This is a genomic window from Comamonas sp. B21-038 (assembly GCF_022387135.1).
GTDB lineage: Bacteria > Pseudomonadota > Gammaproteobacteria > Burkholderiales > Burkholderiaceae_C > Comamonas > Comamonas sediminis.
Genome location: NZ_CP092462.1, coordinates 3,943,437 through 3,960,614, shown reverse-complemented (window position 1 = coordinate 3,960,614; position 17,178 = coordinate 3,943,437). Strand labels below are relative to the sequence as shown.

Below are 17,178 nucleotides of genomic sequence, written 5' to 3'. Positions count from 1 at the left end.
GGTCTGCACCAAGCCCAGCCACCCAGCCTAGAACCTGGGCAGATCCGGATGCGCCAGCTTGCCAGCGCGCACCAGCATCTTGCCGTACTCGGCACAGCGGTTCAGGGTCGGAATCACCTTGCCCGGGTTGAGCGTTCCCTGCGGATCAAACGCCGCTTTCAGCGCCAGCATCTGCGCATTCTCCTGGGCGGAGAACTGCACGCACATGCTGTTGAGCTTTTCCACACCCACGCCATGCTCGCCGGTCACTGTGCCGCCCATGGCGACGCTGGTCTCCAGAATGTCGGCGCCAAACAGCTCGCAGCGGTGCAGCTGGTCGGGGTCGTTGGCATCGAACAGGATCAGCGGGTGCAGATTGCCGTCGCCCGCATGGAACACATTGGCGCAGCGCAGCTGGTACTTTTTCTCCATCTGCTGGATGGCGAGCAGGATATCGGCCAGGCGCTTGCGCGGAATGGTCGAGTCCATGCACATGTAGTCCGGGCTCATCCGGCCGCTGGCGGGGAAGGCGTTCTTGCGGCCGCTCCAGAAGCGCAGGCGCTCTTCTTCGTCCTGGCTGATGCTGATCGCAGTGGCGCCGGCGGCGCGCAGCACCTGGCTCATGTGGGCGATCTCCTCGGCCACTTCTTCGGGCGTGCCATCGCTCTCGCACAGCAAGATGGCCTCGGCGCTCAGGTCATAGCCGGCATGTACAAAGTCCTCGACGGCGGCGGTCATCGGCTTGTCCATCATCTCCAGCCCGGCCGGGATGATGCCGGCGGCAATCACCGCTGCCACCGCATCACCGGCTTTGCGCACATCGTCAAAGCTGGCCATGATGCAGCGCGCCAGCTGGGGTTTGGGCACCAGCTTGACGGTGATCTCGGTGGCCACGGCCAGCATGCCTTCGCTGCCGATCACGGCGGCCAGCAGGTCGTAGCCCGGCACATCGAGCGCCTGGCTGCCAAACTCGATGGGCTCGCCTTCCACGGTAAAGCCCTTGATCTGCAGCACGTTGTGCACCGTCAAGCCGTATTTGAGGCAGTGCACCCCGCCCGAATTCTCGGCAATATTGCCGCCAATGGTGCAGGCGATCTGGCTCGATGGGTCTGGCGCGTAATAGAGGCCGTAGGGCGCCGCTGCATCGCTGATGGCCAGGTTGCGCACGCCGCATTGCACCACGGCCGTGCAGGCGGCCGGGTCAATGTGCAGGATCTGGTTGAAGCGGGCCATCGACAAGGTCACGCCCAGCGCAATCGGCAGCGCGCTGCCGGACAGGCCAGTACCGGCACCGCGCGCCACCACGGGCACCTGCAGCGCATGGCAGGCCTGCAGCACCGCCTGCACCTGGGCATAGGTCTCGGGCAGCGCCACCACCAGCGGGCGCTGGCGGTAGGCGGTCAGGCCATCGCATTCATAGGGGGTGGTGTCCTCGTCATGCCATAGCAGGCAGTCGTCGGGCAGCAGCTTGCGCAGGGCGGCCACGACGTCGCGCTGGCGTTCTGCGCGCTCGGTCGAGGCCGGTGGGGGCGTGGGGAGGTCAACCTGGCTCATGCCCACACTGTAGCAAGTTGGCAAGCCTTCCGAGGTCACCGGGGCAACCGCCTGCAGGCAGCAACCCGGGCTGGATCAGCGGAAGATGACGGTCTTGTGGCCGTTCATCAGCACGCGGTGCTCGCTGTGCCACTTCACCGCGCGGGCCAGCACCTGGCTCTCGGTGTCCTGGCCACGGGCGGTCAGGTCTTCCACGGTGTCGGTGTGGTAGGCGCGGGCCACATCCTGCTCGATGATCGGGCCTTCGTCGAGGTCGGCCGTTACATAGTGGGCGGTGGCGCCGATCAGCTTCACGCCGCGGTCATGGGCCTGGTAGTAGGGCTTGGCACCCTTGAAGCTCGGCAGAAAACTGTGGTGGATGTTGATCGCACGGCCCGACAGCTTGCTGCACAGGTCGTTCGACAGCACCTGCATATAGCGCGCCAGCACGACCAGCTCGGCGCCTTCGGCCTCGATGATCTCGAACTGCTTGGCCTCGGCCTGGGCCTTGGTCGCCGCCGTCACCGGGATGTGGTGGAAGGGGATGTTGTAGCTGGCCGCCAGCTGGTAGAAGTCGCGGTGGTTGCTGACGATGGCGCGGATGTCGATCGGCAGCAGGCCTTCCTTCCAGCGGAACAGCAGGTCGTTGAGGCAGTGGCCCTGGCGGCTGACCATGATGACGGTCTTGATCTTTTCTTCGGCCGCATGCAGGCGCCAGTGCATCTCGAAAGGCTTGGCAAAAGCATCCAGATCCTCCCGCAGCTGGCTGGGGTCTCCTTCGCTGGCAAAGCGCACGCGCATGAAAAACAGGCCAGTGGCCGGATCGTTGAACTGGGCGGCTTCTTCAATATTGCTGCCGTGCTCCAGCAGAAATCCGGATACCGCGTGGACCAGCCCCCGGCGATCAGGGCACGAGAGAGTGAGGATGTAAGCGTTGGTCATAACCTGCCATTGTCGCAGTGTTGGCTAAGGGAGTTCCCCAGTCGGGGTTTGGTATTTTGACTGGGTAGAATTAAGCTGCGACTTTGTAAATAAACGTCAAGATTATAAATTTATTGTTCTGTCATTCAGCCGTCATCCAGGGGTGCAGCGGCCCCGGAAAACCGCTGCAAATCAAAGACATCGACCAGAACCCGTGCTGTTTGCGATGCGCCGATGAATAAGCGCCTCCTCGCTCTCCAAGCATTGGCAGCGCGGCATTTCAGCACTCGGGCCCAGCGGGTATGCAGCCACACCACAAGGGTGGTTTCGTGGTTTCCAGGATCGGCGATTGGGGGTAGATTGGCACATGGTCTCCAAACTGAAGTGCGTTTGGATTGGCCTATCGATTTCACCAAACTGCCGCCCTGACCCTGGGCATGCCCGAGCCACCATGCCCCGCTGCATGGCGCCGGGGTGCGGGTCGTCTGGCGCCAGTGCTGCCCTGGCGGCAGCCCATCGCCGCGATCTGCTTGCATACGACCGTTTTTTTGAGGATTTAACAGATGAAACGCGACCACATCACCCCGTCTCCCCAGGCCCTGGCTGCCCAGGCACCGCAGGCCATCAGCCTGGATGTGCTCAAGGAGAAATACTTCAAGGGTGATGAGTCCAGTATCGAGGACCTGTACCGCCGCGTCGCACGCGCGCTGGCTGCGGTGGAAAAGCCCGAGCTGCAGGCCGAATGGGAAGCCAGGTTCTACGCCAACCTGCATGCCGGCGCGATTGGCGCAGGCCGCATCATGTCAGCGGCTGGCACCGACATCCAGGCTACCTTGATCAACTGCTTTGTGCAGCCGGTGGGCGACTGCATCCAGGGCTTTGACGACGAGGGCTACCCCGGCATTTACGAGGCACTGCGCGAGGCGGCGGAGACCATGCGGCGCGGCGGCGGCGTAGGCTATGACTTCTCGCGCATCCGCCCCCGGGGCGCCGAGGTCAAGGGCACGGCCTCGATGGCCTCGGGCCCTTGCAGCTATATCAATGTGTTTGACCAGAGCTGCTCCACCGTGGAATCGGCCGGCGCACGCCGTGGCGCGCAAATGGGCGTGCTGCGCATCGACCACCCCGATGTGATGGAGTTCATCACCGCCAAGCGCACGCCAGGCCGCTGGAACAACTTCAATGTGTCGGTGGGCGTGCCCGATGCCTTCATGCAGGCGGTGGTGGACGATGCCGACTGGCAGCTGGTGCACAGCGGCAAGCCCAATGCCAAGCTGCGCGCCGAAGGCGCTGTGCAGCGCGAGGACGGCAAGTGGATCTACAAGACCGTGCGTGCCCGGGCGATGTGGGACACGATCATGACCTCGACCTATGATTTCGCCGAGCCGGGCATCCTGTTCCTCGACCATATCAACGACGACAACAACCTGCGCTACTGCGAGCGCATCGCTGCCACCAACCCCTGCGGTGAGCAACCGCTGCCGTCGTATGGCTGCTGCGATCTGGGCCCCATCATCCTGACCCGCTTCGTGCGCAATCCCTTTGGCTTTGGCGGCCTGCCGAGCTTTGATTTCGACAGCTTCGAGCAGGTGGTGGCCACCCAGGTGCGCGCGCTGGACAATGTGCTCGACGCCACCTTCTGGCCGCTGGAGCAGCAGCGCGAGGAGTCGGCTGCCAAGCGCCGTATCGGCGTGGGCTTTACCGGCATGGGCAATGCCTTGACGATGCTGACCCTGCGCTACTCCGACCAGGAAGGCCGCGACATGGCCAGGCGCATCGCCGAATGCATGCGCGATGCCTCCTACCGCGCCTCGGTCGCACTGGCCCAAGAGAAGGGCGCTTTCCCCAAGTTCGATGCCAAGGGCTATCTGGCCAAGGGCACCTTTGCCAGCCGCCTGCCCCAGGACATCCAGGACGACATCAAAAAGCACGGTATCCGCAACAGCCACCTGCTGTCGATTGCGCCTACCGGCACCGTCTCGCTGGCCTTTGCCGACAATGCCTCCAACGGCATCGAGCCGGCGTTCTCCTGGACCTACACCCGCAACAAGCGCGAGGCCGATGGCAGCAAGAGCCAGTACCAGGTCGAGGACCACAGCTGGCGCCTGTACCGCGAGCTGGGCGGCGATGTGGAACAGCTGCCGGCCTATTTTGTCTCGGCGCTGGAGATGTCGGCCACCGAACACCTGGCGATGATGGAAACCGTGCAGCCCTATGTGGACACCGCCATCTCCAAGACGGTGAACATCCCCGCCGACTACCCCTATGAGGACTTCAAGAACCTCTACCTGCAGGCCTGGCGCGGCAACCTGAAGGGCCTGGCCACCTACCGCCCCAACAGCATTCTGGGTGCGGTGCTGGAGACCACACCGGCTGCCAAGCCCGAGGCAGCCGTTGCGGACAAGGCCCCCGCAGCCGCCGTGGTGGACCCGATGAAACTGGTGATCGAGCGCCGCCCCGAGGGCGAGCTCAGCGCCGTGGCCGACAAGGTCGAGTACTGGACCCAGGAAGGCCAGCAGCGCCTCTACATCATCGTCTCCTTCCTGCCGGTGCCCAGCGCCGATGGCAAGAGCATGGTGGACCGCGCGGTGGAGTTCTTCATGCCCGTGGGTCAGAGCGGCGAGTCGCAGCAGTGGATCACCTCCAGCATGCGCCTGCTGTCGCTGGCCGCGCGCGGTGGGTTCCTGGAGCGTGCGCTGGCCGATATGCGCAAGGTCGCCTGGGACCGGGGCCCCGTGCGGCTGGGCACCTACCAGCGCGCCGATGGCACCCATGTGCCGATGTGGCATGATTCGGAAGTGGCCGCCATCGCCTATGCGGTGCAGCAGATCCTCGAGCGCCGCCGCCAGCAGAACCTGCCGGGCATCAGCAGCCCCACCCTGACCCCTGCAGTGGCCGCACCGGTGGTGAGCCAGGGCCTGCAGACCATGGCCGGCAAAAAGTGCCATGAATGCGGCGCCCATGCGGTGATCCGCAAGGATGGCTGCGAGTACTGCACCGCCTGCGGCGCCGTGGGAGCCTGCGGCTAATGCCGCGCTGGCGCTGAACCCGGCCTTCAGCCGCTGAGAAAAACAGACGCCCGTGTCGCAAGACCGGGCGTTGGTGTTTTTCAGGGCCTCTCAGACCGGCATCAGCGTTTGGGCACCTTGGGCAGCAGGATGGCCACCATGCCCAGCAGTGGCAGGTAGGCGGCCATGGCGTAGACATACTCGATGCCGCTGCGGTCAGCGATCATGCCCAGCACCGCCGCGCCCAGGCCGCCCATGCCGAAGGCCAGGCCAAAGAACAGGCCCGAGACCATGCCGATCTTGCCGGGAATCAGCTCCTGCGCGTAGACCAGGATGGCCGAGAACGCGGAAGACAGCACCAGGCCGATGATGATGGTGAGCACCACCGTCCAGGCCAGGTTGGCATGGGGGAGGACCAGTGCGAACGGCGCCACACCCAGGATCGAGGCCCAGATGACAGGCTTGCGGCCAATGCGGTCGCCTATCGGCCCGCCCACCACGGTGCCCACCGCCGAGGCCAGCAGGAAGACAAACAGCAGCAGCTGCGCGTTTTGCACGCCCACGCCAAAGTGCTCCATCAGGTAGAAGGTGTAGTAGCTCGACAGGCTGGCAATGTAGAAGTATTTGGAGAAGATCAGCACCAGCAGCACGGCGATCGCGCCCAGCACCTGCGAGCGCGGCAGGCCATTGGCAACCGGGGTGCGCATGCCCTTGGCCGCATGGTGCTGCACGGCATACCAGCGGCTCACCCAGGTCAGCAGCGCAATGCCGCCAAGCGCCGCCAGGCCAAACCAGGCAATGCTTTGCTGGCCAAAGGGCACGATCACCGCAGCGGCCAGCAGCGGGCCCAGCGCCGTGCCGGTGTTGCCACCCACCTGGAACAGCGACTGCGCCATGCCATGCTTGCCGCCCGAGGCCATGCGGGCCACGCGCGAGGATTCGGGGTGGAAGATCGACGAGCCGGTGCCCACCAGGGCAGCGGCGACCAGCACCGTGCTGTAGTTGGGCGCAAAGGCCAGCAGCAGCAGGCCGCCCAAGGTAAAGCACATGCCCAGCGGCAGCGAATAGGGCGTGCTGCGCTTGTCGGTGTAGAGGCCCACCAGCGGCTGCAGCAGCGAGGCGGTGACCTGGTAGACCAGGGTGATGAAGCCGATCTGGCTGAAGCTGAGCTGGAAGTTGCCCTGCAGGATGGGGTAGAGCGCCAGGATCAGCGACTGCATCATGTCGTTGACCATGTGGGCGGTGCTGATGGCGCCCAGCACGCCAAAGGCGGTGCGGGGCGTTGCAGCAGGGCGCTGCGCGGGACGGGCGGCGAGGGTGGAGTTCATGGCGGCATGGGCCTGTGCGGTTCAACGGAAAGCAGCCATGCTAGGGCCGTACCATTTGCCTGTCTTGCGTATTTTGGGATAAAGTCTCCGCGAAACGGACATTTGATGCCTTACTACTTCCAGACCCTGGAGGAGATGGAGCGCAGCCCTGTGCCCATTGCCTGCCATGCCACCGACTATGCGCCGGGCAGCAGCACCGGCACGCACCGCCACCCTTTCCACCACCAACTGATCTATGCCGTGCACGGCGTCATGCTGGTCGCCTCCGACGGGGGCCAGTGGATCGTGCCGCCCACACGGGGCATCTGGATGCCGGCGGGCACCGAGCACCAGGTGCGCCATATCGGCGAGGTGCGCATGCGCAGTCTGTTCGTGCGTCCCCATGCCGCGCCTGGACTGGCTGAACAGGCGCAGGTGGTGGGCATCTCGCCGCTGCTGCGCGAGCTGATCCGCGCGGCGATGCAGATCGACATCCCCTACGCGTCCGATTCACGCGATGGCCGGCTGATGCGTCTGCTGCTCGATGAGCTGCGGGCGCTGCCGGTGCTGCCGATGCACCTGCCCAGCCCTGCCGACCCGCGCCTGCAGCGCATTTGCGGGCATATCCAGCGCAAGCCCGAAGACCAGGCCACCTTGGCCGACTGGGCACGGTATTTCGAGGTGGATCCGAAGACCTTGCAGCGCCTTTTTCTGCGCGATACCGGCATGGGCTTTGCGCGCTGGCGCCAGCAGGCCCGGCTGTTGCTCGCGCTGGAGCGGCTGGCCCAGGGCCAGAAGGTGATCGATGTGGCGCTGGCCTTGGGCTATGACAGCCCGGGCGCCTTTGCCACGATGTTCAAGCGCCAGTTCGGCCAGACGCCGTCGGGGTTCTTCCGCTGATCAGGCGCCAGATGGCGGGCGATGCGCAAACACCTCTTTGGCTACGAACAGCCCATTGAGCGCAGCCGGAAACCCGGCATAGACAGCCATCTGCATGATGGTCTCGACCACTTCCTGCTGGCTGCAGCCCACATTCAGTGCCGCCTGGATATGTACCTTCAGCTGCGGCGCCGCATGGCCCATCGCGGTGAGGGCGGCCACCGTCGCAATCTCGCGGCTTTTGAGGTCCAGCCCGGGGCGGCTGTAGATGTCGCCAAAGGGGAATTCGATCAGGTAATCCGCAAATTCAGGCGCGATGGCGGCCAGGCTGGCCACCACCTGTTCGCCGGCGTGGCCATCGATCTCGCGCAGCTTGTCCAGGCCACGTTGGTAGCGGGTGGTGTCAGCCATGGTTCGGCTCCTTCTTGGGCGTGGCGTTTTTGCGGGGCGGCGCAGAGGCCGCGTTTTCCAGCGCCTGGTAGTGGGCAATCTTGTCTTGCAGCGCCTGGGCGGCTTGCTGCATGGCGCTGATGTCGGCCTGCACCTCGGCCAGGTGCGTTTGCAGCATCTGGCGGCGGGCTGGCACGGTGGCATCGCCGCTGCTGCGCAGCTGGGCAAACAGGCGCATCTTCTGGATGGGCATGCGGGTGGTGCGCAGGCGGGTCAGAAAGGCGAGCCAGGCCAGGTCGGCTGCGGCATAGCGGCGTTGGCCGCCGGCTGCGCGCGTCACCGCACCTATCAGGCCAATGCGTTCGTAATAGCGCAAGGTATGGGCGCTCAGCCCGGTGCGTTGCGCTGCTTCTTGAATGCTGAGGGGTGGTTCCATGCAGGCATTGTCAAAGTTAGAGCGCACTCCAAGTCAAGCGTTAATGCCGCTTTTGGGCGAAAAAAAGCTGTTTGCGCCTGGAGGGCACGCAAACAGCTGGGATGGGTTGGGGGAGAGGTGCAGCGTTTAATGCACGATCACCGGTTGTTGTGCCAGGCCGGTATAGCGGTCCAGCGTGGCCTCGACTTCTTCTTCCGTCGGTGCATTGGCTTGCCAGGCCTGGATTTGCTGGTGGAACATCTCTGCCCAGGCACCATCCAGGTACAGCTCCTTGCCGCTGCGCTTGTCCACAATCTCAAAACCCTGGCGCTGCAGATGGCGCAGCGGCTCGGTCACGGTGGGGTTGGTGACGGATGCACCGTCATCGGACAGGGGCAGTTCTGGCGTCAGGTGCAACACCACAAATGAGTCCGAGTCGTAAATCATTTGCATGATGTTCCTCCTTGTGAAGTGCAGGTGGTGGCAGTTTGCCGATTTGCAAGCCTGCGTCCACAACCCCGTTGTAGCAGGTTTTGGTGGCATTCCCGGCCATTGGCGGTGTTTTTACAGCCAAACGTCGCAAATCAGGGACGTATGGCAAAGGCTTTGTCGTACAGGGCCGGGGAGGGCGTGCTCAGGGCGGGGTGGCCGGCTGGCCATCCACCGTGGCTGCCTGCAGCTGCAGATCGGCGAAATCGCCATTGGACTGTGACAGCCGGATCCGCACCGGCAGGTACTGCAGCGAAGGGGCCAGCCACAGGTGGGCGCTTTGGTCCTGGCCTTTGCGCGGCTGGCGTGTCAGGCGCAAGGCCGGGGTGGCACCCGCGGGCAAATCCAGGGTCTCGGGGCCATCGACGACAAAGGTCCAGACCTCCGTGCTGCGTGCGCTGGTGACATTGATCGCGACCGTGCTGCCCGGCGCATAGCGCTCGGGGTTGGCCGCCACCATGCTCGACAGCTGCAGGAAGATCGACAGCCGGTCCTGCACACCCGCGCTGACTGCCTGGGGGTCATCGCCATCGCTGTAGCGGACACGGCCAGCGGCGGCGTCGAGATCGGCGCTGCGCTCCTTGCGCGCCTTGTCGACAAAACGCTGGGGCGCAAGGCCATGGGGGGTGATCTGGCCGCTGCTGGTCTGGCTGCGGCTGCCCATCAGGAAGGCCGACACCTCCTGCTCGGCCTGGTAACGCTGGCCATCAGTCTTGAAGAGCAGTTGCGCCTTGGCCGAGTACTGGAAGCCCTTGGCCGAGCCCTTGGCCTGGAACTGCAGCCGCGCAGAAGGCGGCAGCTTGATCGCCGGCATGGGGCCGGCATAGCCAGGGCTGCCAATGCCTGGGGCGGGTGCGGGTTCGGCCACGGCAGGTGCAGCGGCGTTGGGGGCATCCGCGCCGGGCGGGGAGGGGACCGGGTCGGGGGCAGGGCTGGATGCGTCTTGGCCTGTCACGGCATCGGACGATGGACGCTCGGCGGCGGAGCCGGGGAGGCTGTCGGAGGTGGGCGCCGCGCTAGGCTCTGAAGATGCGAGCAACTGGTCCAGCGCCGAGGGGGCGGCGGGCGGTGCCTCTGCGTTAACGGGAGGCGCCGTTTCGGCGCTGGCGGCTGCCAGCTGGTCGGCAGCGCTTTCCGGGGTTTTGGGCCCGACGCTGGCGCGGCTGGTGGGCGCCTGCTGCGGCGGCGCTTTCTGGAGCTGGGGGCGGGGGGCCACAGGGGCCGTTGGGGCAACGCGGGGCCGGGAGGCGGGCGCCGGCGCGGGCGCGGGCAGCGTGGCAACGGGAGGCGGTGGGCTTATCTGCCGCACCTCAAAGCGCAGCTCGTTGGGCGTGCTGCCGGTGATGCGTGCCTTTCTCAGTGCCTCCTCCATCCCGGGCCAGGCCAGCAGCAGCCCATGGGCGGCCAGCACGGCAAAGGTCAGCAGGATCAGGGGGCGTTGGCGCATGAGACGCTCAGTGTAGTACCAGCTGCGCAGGCCCACAGCGCAGCTGGATTAGGTCTGGCTGCCCCGTTCTGCGGCGTTGTAGCCCAGTTCATGCGAGAGCTGGGCAGCGATGGCCTGCAGGCCCTGGGCCATCGCACCTTGGGGGGCAGGGTCAAAGGTGGCTTGCGTGCCCAGGCTGGTGATGCCCAGCACCAATCGGCCGCGCGCATCGAAGACGGGGGCGCACAGCGCAGCAACGCTGGGCAGCAGCGTATCGACCACGGAGGCGATGCCCTGGCTGCGCACCTGGGCAAACAGCTGGTGCGCATCGGCAGCGGTCTGCGGCAGGTCGCCGCGCCCGGCCAGGCGGGCCTGCGCCAGTTCACGCTCCAGCGCAGGTTCGGTGCGGGCGGCAGGCAGCCAGGCGCCAAAGCAGCGCCCGGTCGCTGACGAGAGCAGGGGCATCACATCGCCCAGCCGCAGATGGCCGGTGGTGCCATGGGGCGGCTCCTCCCAGTGCACGATCGTGGCGCCATGGTTGCCCCAGACCGCCAGCGCCACGGTATGGCCCAGGCCGTCAAGCCAATCGGGCATGCGCTCGCGCGCCAGCCGCACCGCGTCGCTGCGGCGCAGTGCCGCCAGCCCCAGCTGCAAAGCCATCGGGCCCAGGTCATAACGGGAGGTCGCCGCATCCTGCTTGACCAGACCGCTGCGCTGGTAGCTGACCAGGTAGCGGTGGGCCTTGGCTGCCGGCATTGCAGCGGCATGCGCCAGGTCTTTGAGCGCCAGCGGGCCACGGGCATCCACCAGCGCCTGCAACAGCGCAAACCCCACCTCGACCGACTGAATGCCTGCACGATCCTTGTCCATGGCGCTAGTTTAAGGTATTCTAAATAAAGGAATGCGTTTTACTAATCGTAATTTGGCGCGGCATCGCGGCGGCGGCGGCGCGTGCAGGCAGCATGGCAAGCACCTAGCGCGGAACCAATCTGGCACGATAGAGGCATGTTTGACTGTGAGAAACCGGTATGAAGCTTGCAAGCTATAAAGACGGATCGCGGGACGGCCAGTTGGTCGTCGTCTCGCGCGATCTGCGCACGGCCCATTACGCCTCCGGCATTGCCCATCGCCTGCAACAAGCGCTCGATGACTGGGATTTCTATGCGCCCCAGCTGCAGGATCTGTATGACGCGCTCAATGCCGACCGTGCGCGCCACAGTTTTGACTTCAACCCCGCCCAGTGCATGGCACCGCTGCCACGCGCCTACCAGTGGTTGAGCGGGGCCGCCTATCTGAGCCATGTGGCCTTGCTGCGCCTGGCACCGGGCGAGGAGTTGCCCGCTGCGCTGAAGACCGATCCCTTGGTGTTCCAAGGCGCCAGCGACGCCTTCATCGGCCCCAACGATGACATCGTGGTGGCGAGCGAGGCCATGGGCATCGATTTCTCGGCCGAGCTGGCCGTCATCACCGGCGATGTGAAACAGGACACCAACCCGGAAGATGCACTCGACAGCGTGCGCCTGCTGATGCTGGCCAACCCGGTCAGCCTGCGCCAGCTGGAAGCGGCCGAGCGGGACAAGGGCGCCGGCCTGGTGCAGAGCAAGCCGGTGACCGCTTTCAGCCCGGTGGCGATTACGCCCGATGAACTGGGCGATGCCTGGCGGGGCGGCAAGGTCCATCTGGCCTTGCAGACCAGCTGGAACGGCCGCAAGGTCGGCATGTGCGATGCAGGCCCGGAAATGGGCTTTCACTTTGGCCAGCTGATCGCCCATGCCGCCAAGACGCGCCACCTGCGCGCCGGCACCGTGCTGGGCAGCGGCACCGTCAGCAACAGCGGCGCCGAAAAGCATGGCCGCATGGACTGGCCCAAGGGCTATGGCTGCATCGCTGAAAAGCGCAGCATGGAAGCGCTGCAAAAAAGCAAGAGCCAGACCGGCTTCATGCAGTTTGGCGACACGGTGCGTATCGAGATGAAGGGCAAGGACGGCAACAGCCTGTTTGGTGCGATCGACCAGAATGTGGCGTCGCTCTACCAGGTGCAGGCAGATGCCGAGGCGGCGCCGGAGGCCGCTGCATGATCGCCAGGCTGCATGTCTGCCAGCGGCGGCGCAAGCCGCTGCCGCGCCTTGCATGCAGCCATGCAGGCAGGGCGACGGCCTTATTCGGGCAGGCTGGTCTGGCGCGCGTGCTGCAGCAGGCGGTCCAGCAGCACGCTGAGCTGCTCACGCTCGTCAACGGTCAAGGCCGACAGGATCTCTTCGTTACGGCGGGCAATGACCACCATCACCTTGTCCCAGTATTCACAGCCCTTGGGCGTGAGGCTGAGCACCACACCGCGCCCATCGACTTCGCTGGCCTGCTTGAGCACCAGGCCCTGCTCGACCAGCGCCTGGGTGGAGCGGCTGGCCTGGGCCTTGTTCAGGTTGGCGCGCATCGCCAGGTCATTGACCGACAAGGGGTGGAACGCGCCAATCGCTGCCAGGCAGCGGGCCTCGCTGATAGGAATGCCCACCTCCTCCTCGTACACCATCTGGGTGGTGCGGTCGGTGATCTTGGCCAGCGCATGCAGGCGGTGGGTATAGGTACGGTCCAGCGGCGTGTTCAACGCGTCTCCTTGGTTGGCTATGGGTGCTGGCTGGGAAAACAGCTACCGCGACTATGTCACGGAGCCCCGCTTTGCGGAAGCGCCCAGCTTGCGCCCGTGTCTGGTGTTTTCCCTAGGAATTCGCCCCCGAGGATTCGCGCGGTCCCAGCGCGCCGCCGGCAAGGTCTGCACCGGGATCGCCCTCAACCCAACAATGACTGACAGGAGATACGCATGCGCAGTGTGAATGCCGAGCCCCGGCACTATATGACAGGTTTTGCCAATGAATGGGCGACCGAGGCCGAGCCGGGCGCGTTGCCGGTAGGGCGCAACTCGCCGCAGGTGGCGCCGCTGGGCCTGTATGCCGAGCAGCTGTCGGGCACGGCGTTCACCGCGCCGCGCCACAGCAACCGCCGCAGCTGGCTCTACCGCATCCGGCCCGGCGCCATGCACGAGCCCTTTGCGCCGCTGGACCTGCCGCGCTGGAAAAGCCATGCCACCGGCGGCTTTGACGAGGTGCCCACGCCCCCCAACCAGCTACGGTGGGACCCGCTGCCGCCGCCCGATGCGCCCTGCGATTTTCTGCAGGGCATCGTCAGCATGGCCGGCAATGCCGCCTGCGGCATCCACCTGTATGCGGCCAACCGCAGCATGGAAGGCCGCTACTTCTACAACGCCGATGGCGAGCTGCTGATCGTGCCCCAGCAAGGGCGCCTGCAGATTGCCACCGAGCTGGGCACCCTGGAGGTGGAGCCGCAGGAGATCTGCGTGGTCCCCCGGGGCGTGCGCTTTGCGGTGCAGCTGCTTGACGGCACAGCGCGCGGCTATGTCTGCGAAAACTACGGCGAGCTGCTCAAGCTGCCCGACCTGGGCGTGATCGGCTCCAACGGCCTGGCCAACCCGCGTGATTTCCAGACGCCGGTGGCCGCCTATGAGGACAAGGAAGGTGATTTCGAGCTGGTGGCCAAGCTGCGCGGCCACTTCTGGTCGGCGCGCATCGGCCATTCGCCGCTCGATGTGGTGGCCTGGCATGGCAACTATGCGCCCTACAAATACGATCTGCGCCGATTCAACACGATCGGCTCGATCAGCTACGACCACCCCGATCCGTCGATCTTTCTGGTGCTGCAGTCGCCTACCGCGCTGCCGGGCGTGGATGCGCTGGACTTTGTCATCTTCCCGCCGCGCGTGCTGGTGGCGCAGGACACCTTCCGTCCGCCCTGGTTCCACCGCAATTTCGCCAGCGAGTTCATGGGCCTGATCGAGGGCGCCTACGACGCCAAGGCCGAGGGCTTTGTGCCCGGCGGCGCGTCGCTGCACAACTGCATGAGCGGCCACGGCCCCGATGCCGAGACCTTCGACAAGGCCAGCAAGGCCGACACGCACCAGCCGCACTATATCGACAACACGATGGCTTTCATGTTCGAGACCCCGGCTGTCATCCAGCCCACCGCCTATGCGCTGGAGACGGTGCAGCTCCAGCATGAGTACTACCGCTGCTGGCAAGGGCTGCAAAAGCATTTCAAACCGCAAGGCAAGGTCTGAGAACCTCGGCACGTTCCACCGCCGCCAAGGCCACCGAAACCGATCCGCAGCGGGCGCAAACCGCATGTTCGCCCGCTGCCACCCCACAGGAGACACCCACGCATGACCCGACTCAACGAAACCCACGACCCCGCACTGCAAAGCTGGGTCAGCACTGCCCAGGCCGCTGGCAGTGATTTTCCGCTGCAGAACCTGCCGTTTGCCAGCTTCCGCCGCCAAGGCAGCCAGGAAGCCTGGCGCGGCGGCGTCGCCATTGGCGACCAGATTGTCGACCTGCAGGCGCTGGCCGCCAGCGGCAGCCTGAGCGGCGATGCGCAGCGCGCCGCCGAGGCGGGCGCGCAGGAATCGCTGAACGCCTTGATGGCGCTGGGCCCTCAGGCCTGGAGCGCGTTGCGCCTGGCGCTGTCGCGCGGCCTGCGCGTGGGCGCGGCCGAGCAGGCGCAGTGGCAGGGCTTCCTGGTGCCGCAGGCACAGGCGGCCTACCAGCTGCCCGCGCGGATCGGCGACTACACCGACTTCTACACCTCCATCCACCACGCCACCAATATCGGCAAGCAGTTCCGCCCGGACAACCCCCTGCTGCCCAACTACCAATGGGTCCCCATCGGCTACCACGGCCGCTCGTCGAGCATCGTGGTCTCGGGCACCTCGTTCAAGCGCCCGGTGGGCCAGACCAAGGCGCCCGATGCAGCGGTGCCGACGGTCAAGGCCAGCGCCCGCATGGACATCGAGCTGGAAATGGGCATCTTCGTAGGCCCGTCCAATGCGCTGGGCGAGCCCGTCAGCATCAGCGAAGCCGAGGACCATGTGTTTGGCCTGTGCCTGCTCAATGACTGGTCGGCGCGCGACATCCAGCCCTGGGAATACCAGCCGCTGGGCCCGTTTTTGTCGAAGAACTTTGCCTCGACCCTCTCCCCCTGGGTGGTGACCCTGGAGGCGCTGGCGCCCTACCGGGTGGCCTTTGCCCGCCCCGAAGGCGATCCGCAGCCGCTGCCCTATATGGACAGTGCGCACAACCGCGAGGCCGGCGCCTTCGACATCGCGCTGGCCGTGGACCTGCAGACCTCCAAGATGCGCGCCGCCGGTGAAAAGGCCGTGCAGATCACCCAGTCCAACTACCGCCACGCCTACTGGACGGTGGCGCAACTGGTGGCCCACCACACCGTCAACGGCTGCAACCTGCAGCCCGGCGACCTGCTGGGCACCGGCACCCTGTCGGGCCCGAGCCTGGACCAGGCGGCCGCGCTGATCGAGCTGACCGTTGGCGGCAAGCAGCCGCTGACCCTGCCCAACGGCGAGACCCGCACCTGGCTGGAAGATGGCGACGCCGTGGTGCTGCGCGGCTGGTGCGAGCGGCCCGGCGCTGCCCGCATCGGCTTTGGCATCTGCGAAGGCCAGATGCTGCCGGCGCGCACGCTGTAAACAGGTGAGAGGCTGGGGACAGGTGGACAATGCCACCAGGCCCCGGCCCGGCACCCGTAGCCCGGCGCCACAGAGGCAACAACGATTACCAACAGGAGACAACACCATGCCCACCCCTTTTTCCCTGCGCCAGCTGCTGGCTGCCGCTGCGCTGGCCTTGCCGGCGCTGAGCCAGGCTGCCTACCCCGAGCGTCCCATTGAATGGGTCGTGCCCTATGCGGCCGGCGGCGGCTCCGATGTGGTCGCCCGCGTCGTGGCCGAGCCGATGGCCAAGGCCCTGGGCCAGTCCATCATCATCCTCAACAAGCCCGGCGCGGCCACCAATATCGGTGCCGACTACGCGGCGCGCGCCAAACCCGATGGCTACACCCTTCTGACGGGCGACACCGGTACCCTGGCGGCCAACGCTTTTCTGTACCAAAAGCTCAGCTACAGCGCCGAGAAGGACTTTGCGCCGGTCGGCATGCTGGTACGCTTTCCGCTGATCCTCGTCGTCAACCCCAAGCTGCCGGTCAAGAACCTGGCAGAGTTCAGCGCCTGGGCCAAGGCCCAGCAGGGCGGCGTCAGCTATGCCACGCCGGGCGCGGGCTCCCCCCACCACCTGGCGACCGAGATTTTCAAGGAACAGGCCAAACTGAGCCTGGTGCATGTGCCCTACAAGGGCGCAGCGCCTGCGGTGCAGGATGTGCTGGGCGGCCAGGTGCCCTTCATGTTTGTCGACTCGGTGGCGGGCTTTCAGAACATCCAGGCCGGCAAGCTGCGCCCCATCGGCATTGCGACACCGCAGCGCTCCAAGGTGTTTCCGGACGTGCCCACCCTCGATGAGCAGGGCCTGAAGGGCTTTGAAGCCTATGCCTGGCAGGGCCTGGTGGTCCCCAAGGCCACGCCGCAAGACCGTGTCACCCGCTTGAGCGAGCAGTTGCAGGCCACGTTGAAGGACCCGGCCGTGGTCAAGCGCCTCGAAGACATGGGGCTGGAAGTGACACCGACGAGCCGCAGCGAGATGGATAAATTCCTCGTCACAGAGCGTAATAAGCTGGGCCCAGTGATAAAAACCAACAATATTCAATTAGATTAGTTAAAAATTGTGGAATTGCGTTAAAATCGAAGCGCCAGTTGGTTAACCATTCGGGTTAAAAAAGTTAAGTCACCAAGCGCGATGTCCTAGACATCGCGCTTTTTTTGTGCCCACGCGCTTTCGGCCCTGGGGCTGACGCCTGCGCGATAGGGCGGCGGCCCGCACTGGCGCATGCTGGGCCGTGTTTTACTTCGATGGAACC

15 protein-coding genes are annotated in these 17,178 nt (G+C 65.5%); 6 read left to right on the top strand and 9 right to left on the bottom strand.

Going from position 1 to position 17,178, the window contains the following annotated elements; translation table 11 throughout:
• Positions 1-27: 27 nt before the first annotated feature.
• A complete protein-coding gene (locus MJ205_RS18120; protein ID WP_239809733.1) occupies positions 28-1,533 on the bottom strand; it encodes an FAD-linked oxidase C-terminal domain-containing protein in 1,506 nt (501 codons plus the stop codon).
• 75 nt (positions 1,534-1,608) lie between these two features.
• Positions 1,609-2,454, bottom strand: coding sequence for a formyltetrahydrofolate deformylase (gene purU, locus MJ205_RS18115; protein WP_230770836.1), 846 nt, complete (start codon positions 2,452-2,454; stop codon positions 1,609-1,611).
• Between the two features lie 542 nt (positions 2,455-2,996).
• On the opposite strand from purU, the gene MJ205_RS18110 reads away from it, so the two are divergent.
• Positions 2,997-5,462 carry an adenosylcobalamin-dependent ribonucleoside-diphosphate reductase gene (locus MJ205_RS18110; protein WP_239809732.1) on the top strand — a complete coding sequence of 822 codons (2,466 nt, stop codon included), beginning with the start codon at positions 2,997-2,999 and terminating at the stop codon, positions 5,460-5,462.
• A gap of 101 nt (positions 5,463-5,563) precedes the next feature.
• Here MJ205_RS18110 and MJ205_RS18105 read toward each other — a convergent pair whose 3' ends face one another.
• A complete protein-coding gene (locus MJ205_RS18105) occupies positions 5,564-6,769 on the bottom strand; it encodes an MFS transporter (protein WP_239809731.1) in 1,206 nt (401 codons plus the stop codon).
• Positions 6,770-6,874: 105 nt separating this feature from the next.
• On the opposite strand from MJ205_RS18105, the gene MJ205_RS18100 reads away from it, so the two are divergent.
• Positions 6,875-7,648 (top strand): AraC family transcriptional regulator, encoded by a 774-nt coding sequence (locus tag MJ205_RS18100; RefSeq protein WP_239809730.1) that lies wholly within the window; start codon positions 6,875-6,877, stop codon positions 7,646-7,648.
• Here the strand turns inward: MJ205_RS18100 and MJ205_RS18095 are convergent, their stop codons facing one another.
• From MJ205_RS18095 to MJ205_RS18075, 5 genes are all read right to left on the bottom strand, one after another.
• Positions 7,649-8,038 (bottom strand): carboxymuconolactone decarboxylase family protein, encoded by a 390-nt coding sequence (locus MJ205_RS18095; RefSeq protein ID WP_239809729.1) that lies wholly within the window; start codon positions 8,036-8,038, stop codon positions 7,649-7,651. It lies immediately after the preceding gene.
• Positions 8,031-8,453 (bottom strand): MerR family transcriptional regulator, encoded by a 423-nt coding sequence (locus tag MJ205_RS18090; RefSeq protein WP_239809728.1) that lies wholly within the window; start codon positions 8,451-8,453, stop codon positions 8,031-8,033. The genes MJ205_RS18095 and MJ205_RS18090 overlap by 8 nt, the downstream gene beginning before the upstream one ends.
• A gap of 126 nt (positions 8,454-8,579) precedes the next feature.
• The gene (locus MJ205_RS18085; RefSeq protein WP_239809727.1) at positions 8,580-8,885 is read right to left on the bottom strand and encodes a BTH_I0359 family protein; all 306 of its coding nucleotides are present in this window, start codon (positions 8,883-8,885) and stop codon (positions 8,580-8,582) included.
• Between the two features lie 181 nt (positions 8,886-9,066).
• On the bottom strand, positions 9,067-10,368 hold the full coding sequence (locus MJ205_RS18080) for a DUF3108 domain-containing protein (protein WP_239809726.1): 1,302 nt from the start codon (positions 10,366-10,368) through the stop codon (positions 9,067-9,069).
• A gap of 48 nt (positions 10,369-10,416) precedes the next feature.
• Complete coding sequence (locus MJ205_RS18075) at positions 10,417-11,217, bottom strand: IclR family transcriptional regulator (protein ID WP_239809725.1); 801 nt, start codon at positions 11,215-11,217, stop codon at positions 10,417-10,419.
• Between the two features lie 158 nt (positions 11,218-11,375).
• On the opposite strand from MJ205_RS18075, the gene MJ205_RS18070 reads away from it, so the two are divergent.
• Positions 11,376-12,425 carry a fumarylacetoacetate hydrolase family protein gene (locus MJ205_RS18070; protein ID WP_239809724.1) on the top strand — a complete coding sequence of 350 codons (1,050 nt, stop codon included), beginning with the start codon at positions 11,376-11,378 and terminating at the stop codon, positions 12,423-12,425.
• An 80-nt stretch (positions 12,426-12,505) separates the two neighbouring features.
• On the opposite strand, the gene MJ205_RS18065 is transcribed toward MJ205_RS18070, so the two are convergent.
• Positions 12,506-12,952 carry a MarR family winged helix-turn-helix transcriptional regulator gene (locus MJ205_RS18065; protein ID WP_239809723.1) on the bottom strand — a complete coding sequence of 149 codons (447 nt, stop codon included), beginning with the start codon at positions 12,950-12,952 and terminating at the stop codon, positions 12,506-12,508.
• Positions 12,953-13,165: 213 nt separating this feature from the next.
• Here MJ205_RS18065 and hmgA point away from each other — a divergent pair, with 213 nt between their 5' ends.
• The 3 genes from hmgA (at position 13,166) to MJ205_RS18050 (ending at position 16,976) form a co-directional block, all read left to right on the top strand.
• The gene (gene hmgA / locus MJ205_RS18060; RefSeq protein ID WP_239809722.1) at positions 13,166-14,476 is read left to right on the top strand and encodes a homogentisate 1,2-dioxygenase; all 1,311 of its coding nucleotides are present in this window, start codon (positions 13,166-13,168) and stop codon (positions 14,474-14,476) included.
• Between the two features lie 102 nt (positions 14,477-14,578).
• On the top strand, positions 14,579-15,898 hold the full coding sequence (fahA, locus tag MJ205_RS18055; protein ID WP_239809721.1) for a fumarylacetoacetase: 1,320 nt from the start codon (positions 14,579-14,581) through the stop codon (positions 15,896-15,898).
• A gap of 106 nt (positions 15,899-16,004) precedes the next feature.
• Positions 16,005-16,976 carry a Bug family tripartite tricarboxylate transporter substrate binding protein gene (locus MJ205_RS18050; RefSeq protein WP_239809720.1) on the top strand — a complete coding sequence of 324 codons (972 nt, stop codon included), beginning with the start codon at positions 16,005-16,007 and terminating at the stop codon, positions 16,974-16,976.
• Positions 16,977-17,178: the final 202 nt, after the last annotated feature.

Coding starts and splice junctions, on each gene's coding strand:
- fahA (WP_239809721.1), top strand. CDS start 14,579: ATGACCCGACTCAACGAAACCCACGACCCCGCACTGCAAAGCTGGGTC.
- MJ205_RS18085 (WP_239809727.1), bottom strand. CDS start 8,885: ATGCAAATGATTTACGACTCGGACTCATTTGTGGTGTTGCACCTGACG.
- MJ205_RS18100 (WP_239809730.1), top strand. CDS start 6,875: ATGCCTTACTACTTCCAGACCCTGGAGGAGATGGAGCGCAGCCCTGTG.
- MJ205_RS18070 (WP_239809724.1), top strand. CDS start 11,376: ATGAAGCTTGCAAGCTATAAAGACGGATCGCGGGACGGCCAGTTGGTC.
- MJ205_RS18080 (WP_239809726.1), bottom strand. CDS start 10,368: ATGCGCCAACGCCCCCTGATCCTGCTGACCTTTGCCGTGCTGGCCGCC.
- MJ205_RS18110 (WP_239809732.1), top strand. CDS start 2,997: ATGAAACGCGACCACATCACCCCGTCTCCCCAGGCCCTGGCTGCCCAG.
- MJ205_RS18075 (WP_239809725.1), bottom strand. CDS start 11,217: ATGGACAAGGATCGTGCAGGCATTCAGTCGGTCGAGGTGGGGTTTGCG.
- MJ205_RS18105 (WP_239809731.1), bottom strand. CDS start 6,769: ATGAACTCCACCCTCGCCGCCCGTCCCGCGCAGCGCCCTGCTGCAACG.
- hmgA (WP_239809722.1), top strand. CDS start 13,166: ATGCGCAGTGTGAATGCCGAGCCCCGGCACTATATGACAGGTTTTGCC.
- MJ205_RS18090 (WP_239809728.1), bottom strand. CDS start 8,453: ATGGAACCACCCCTCAGCATTCAAGAAGCAGCGCAACGCACCGGGCTG.
- MJ205_RS18095 (WP_239809729.1), bottom strand. CDS start 8,038: ATGGCTGACACCACCCGCTACCAACGTGGCCTGGACAAGCTGCGCGAG.
- MJ205_RS18050 (WP_239809720.1), top strand. CDS start 16,005: ATGCCCACCCCTTTTTCCCTGCGCCAGCTGCTGGCTGCCGCTGCGCTG.
- purU (WP_230770836.1), bottom strand. CDS start 2,454: ATGACCAACGCTTACATCCTCACTCTCTCGTGCCCTGATCGCCGGGGG.
- MJ205_RS18120 (WP_239809733.1), bottom strand. CDS start 1,533: ATGAGCCAGGTTGACCTCCCCACGCCCCCACCGGCCTCGACCGAGCGC.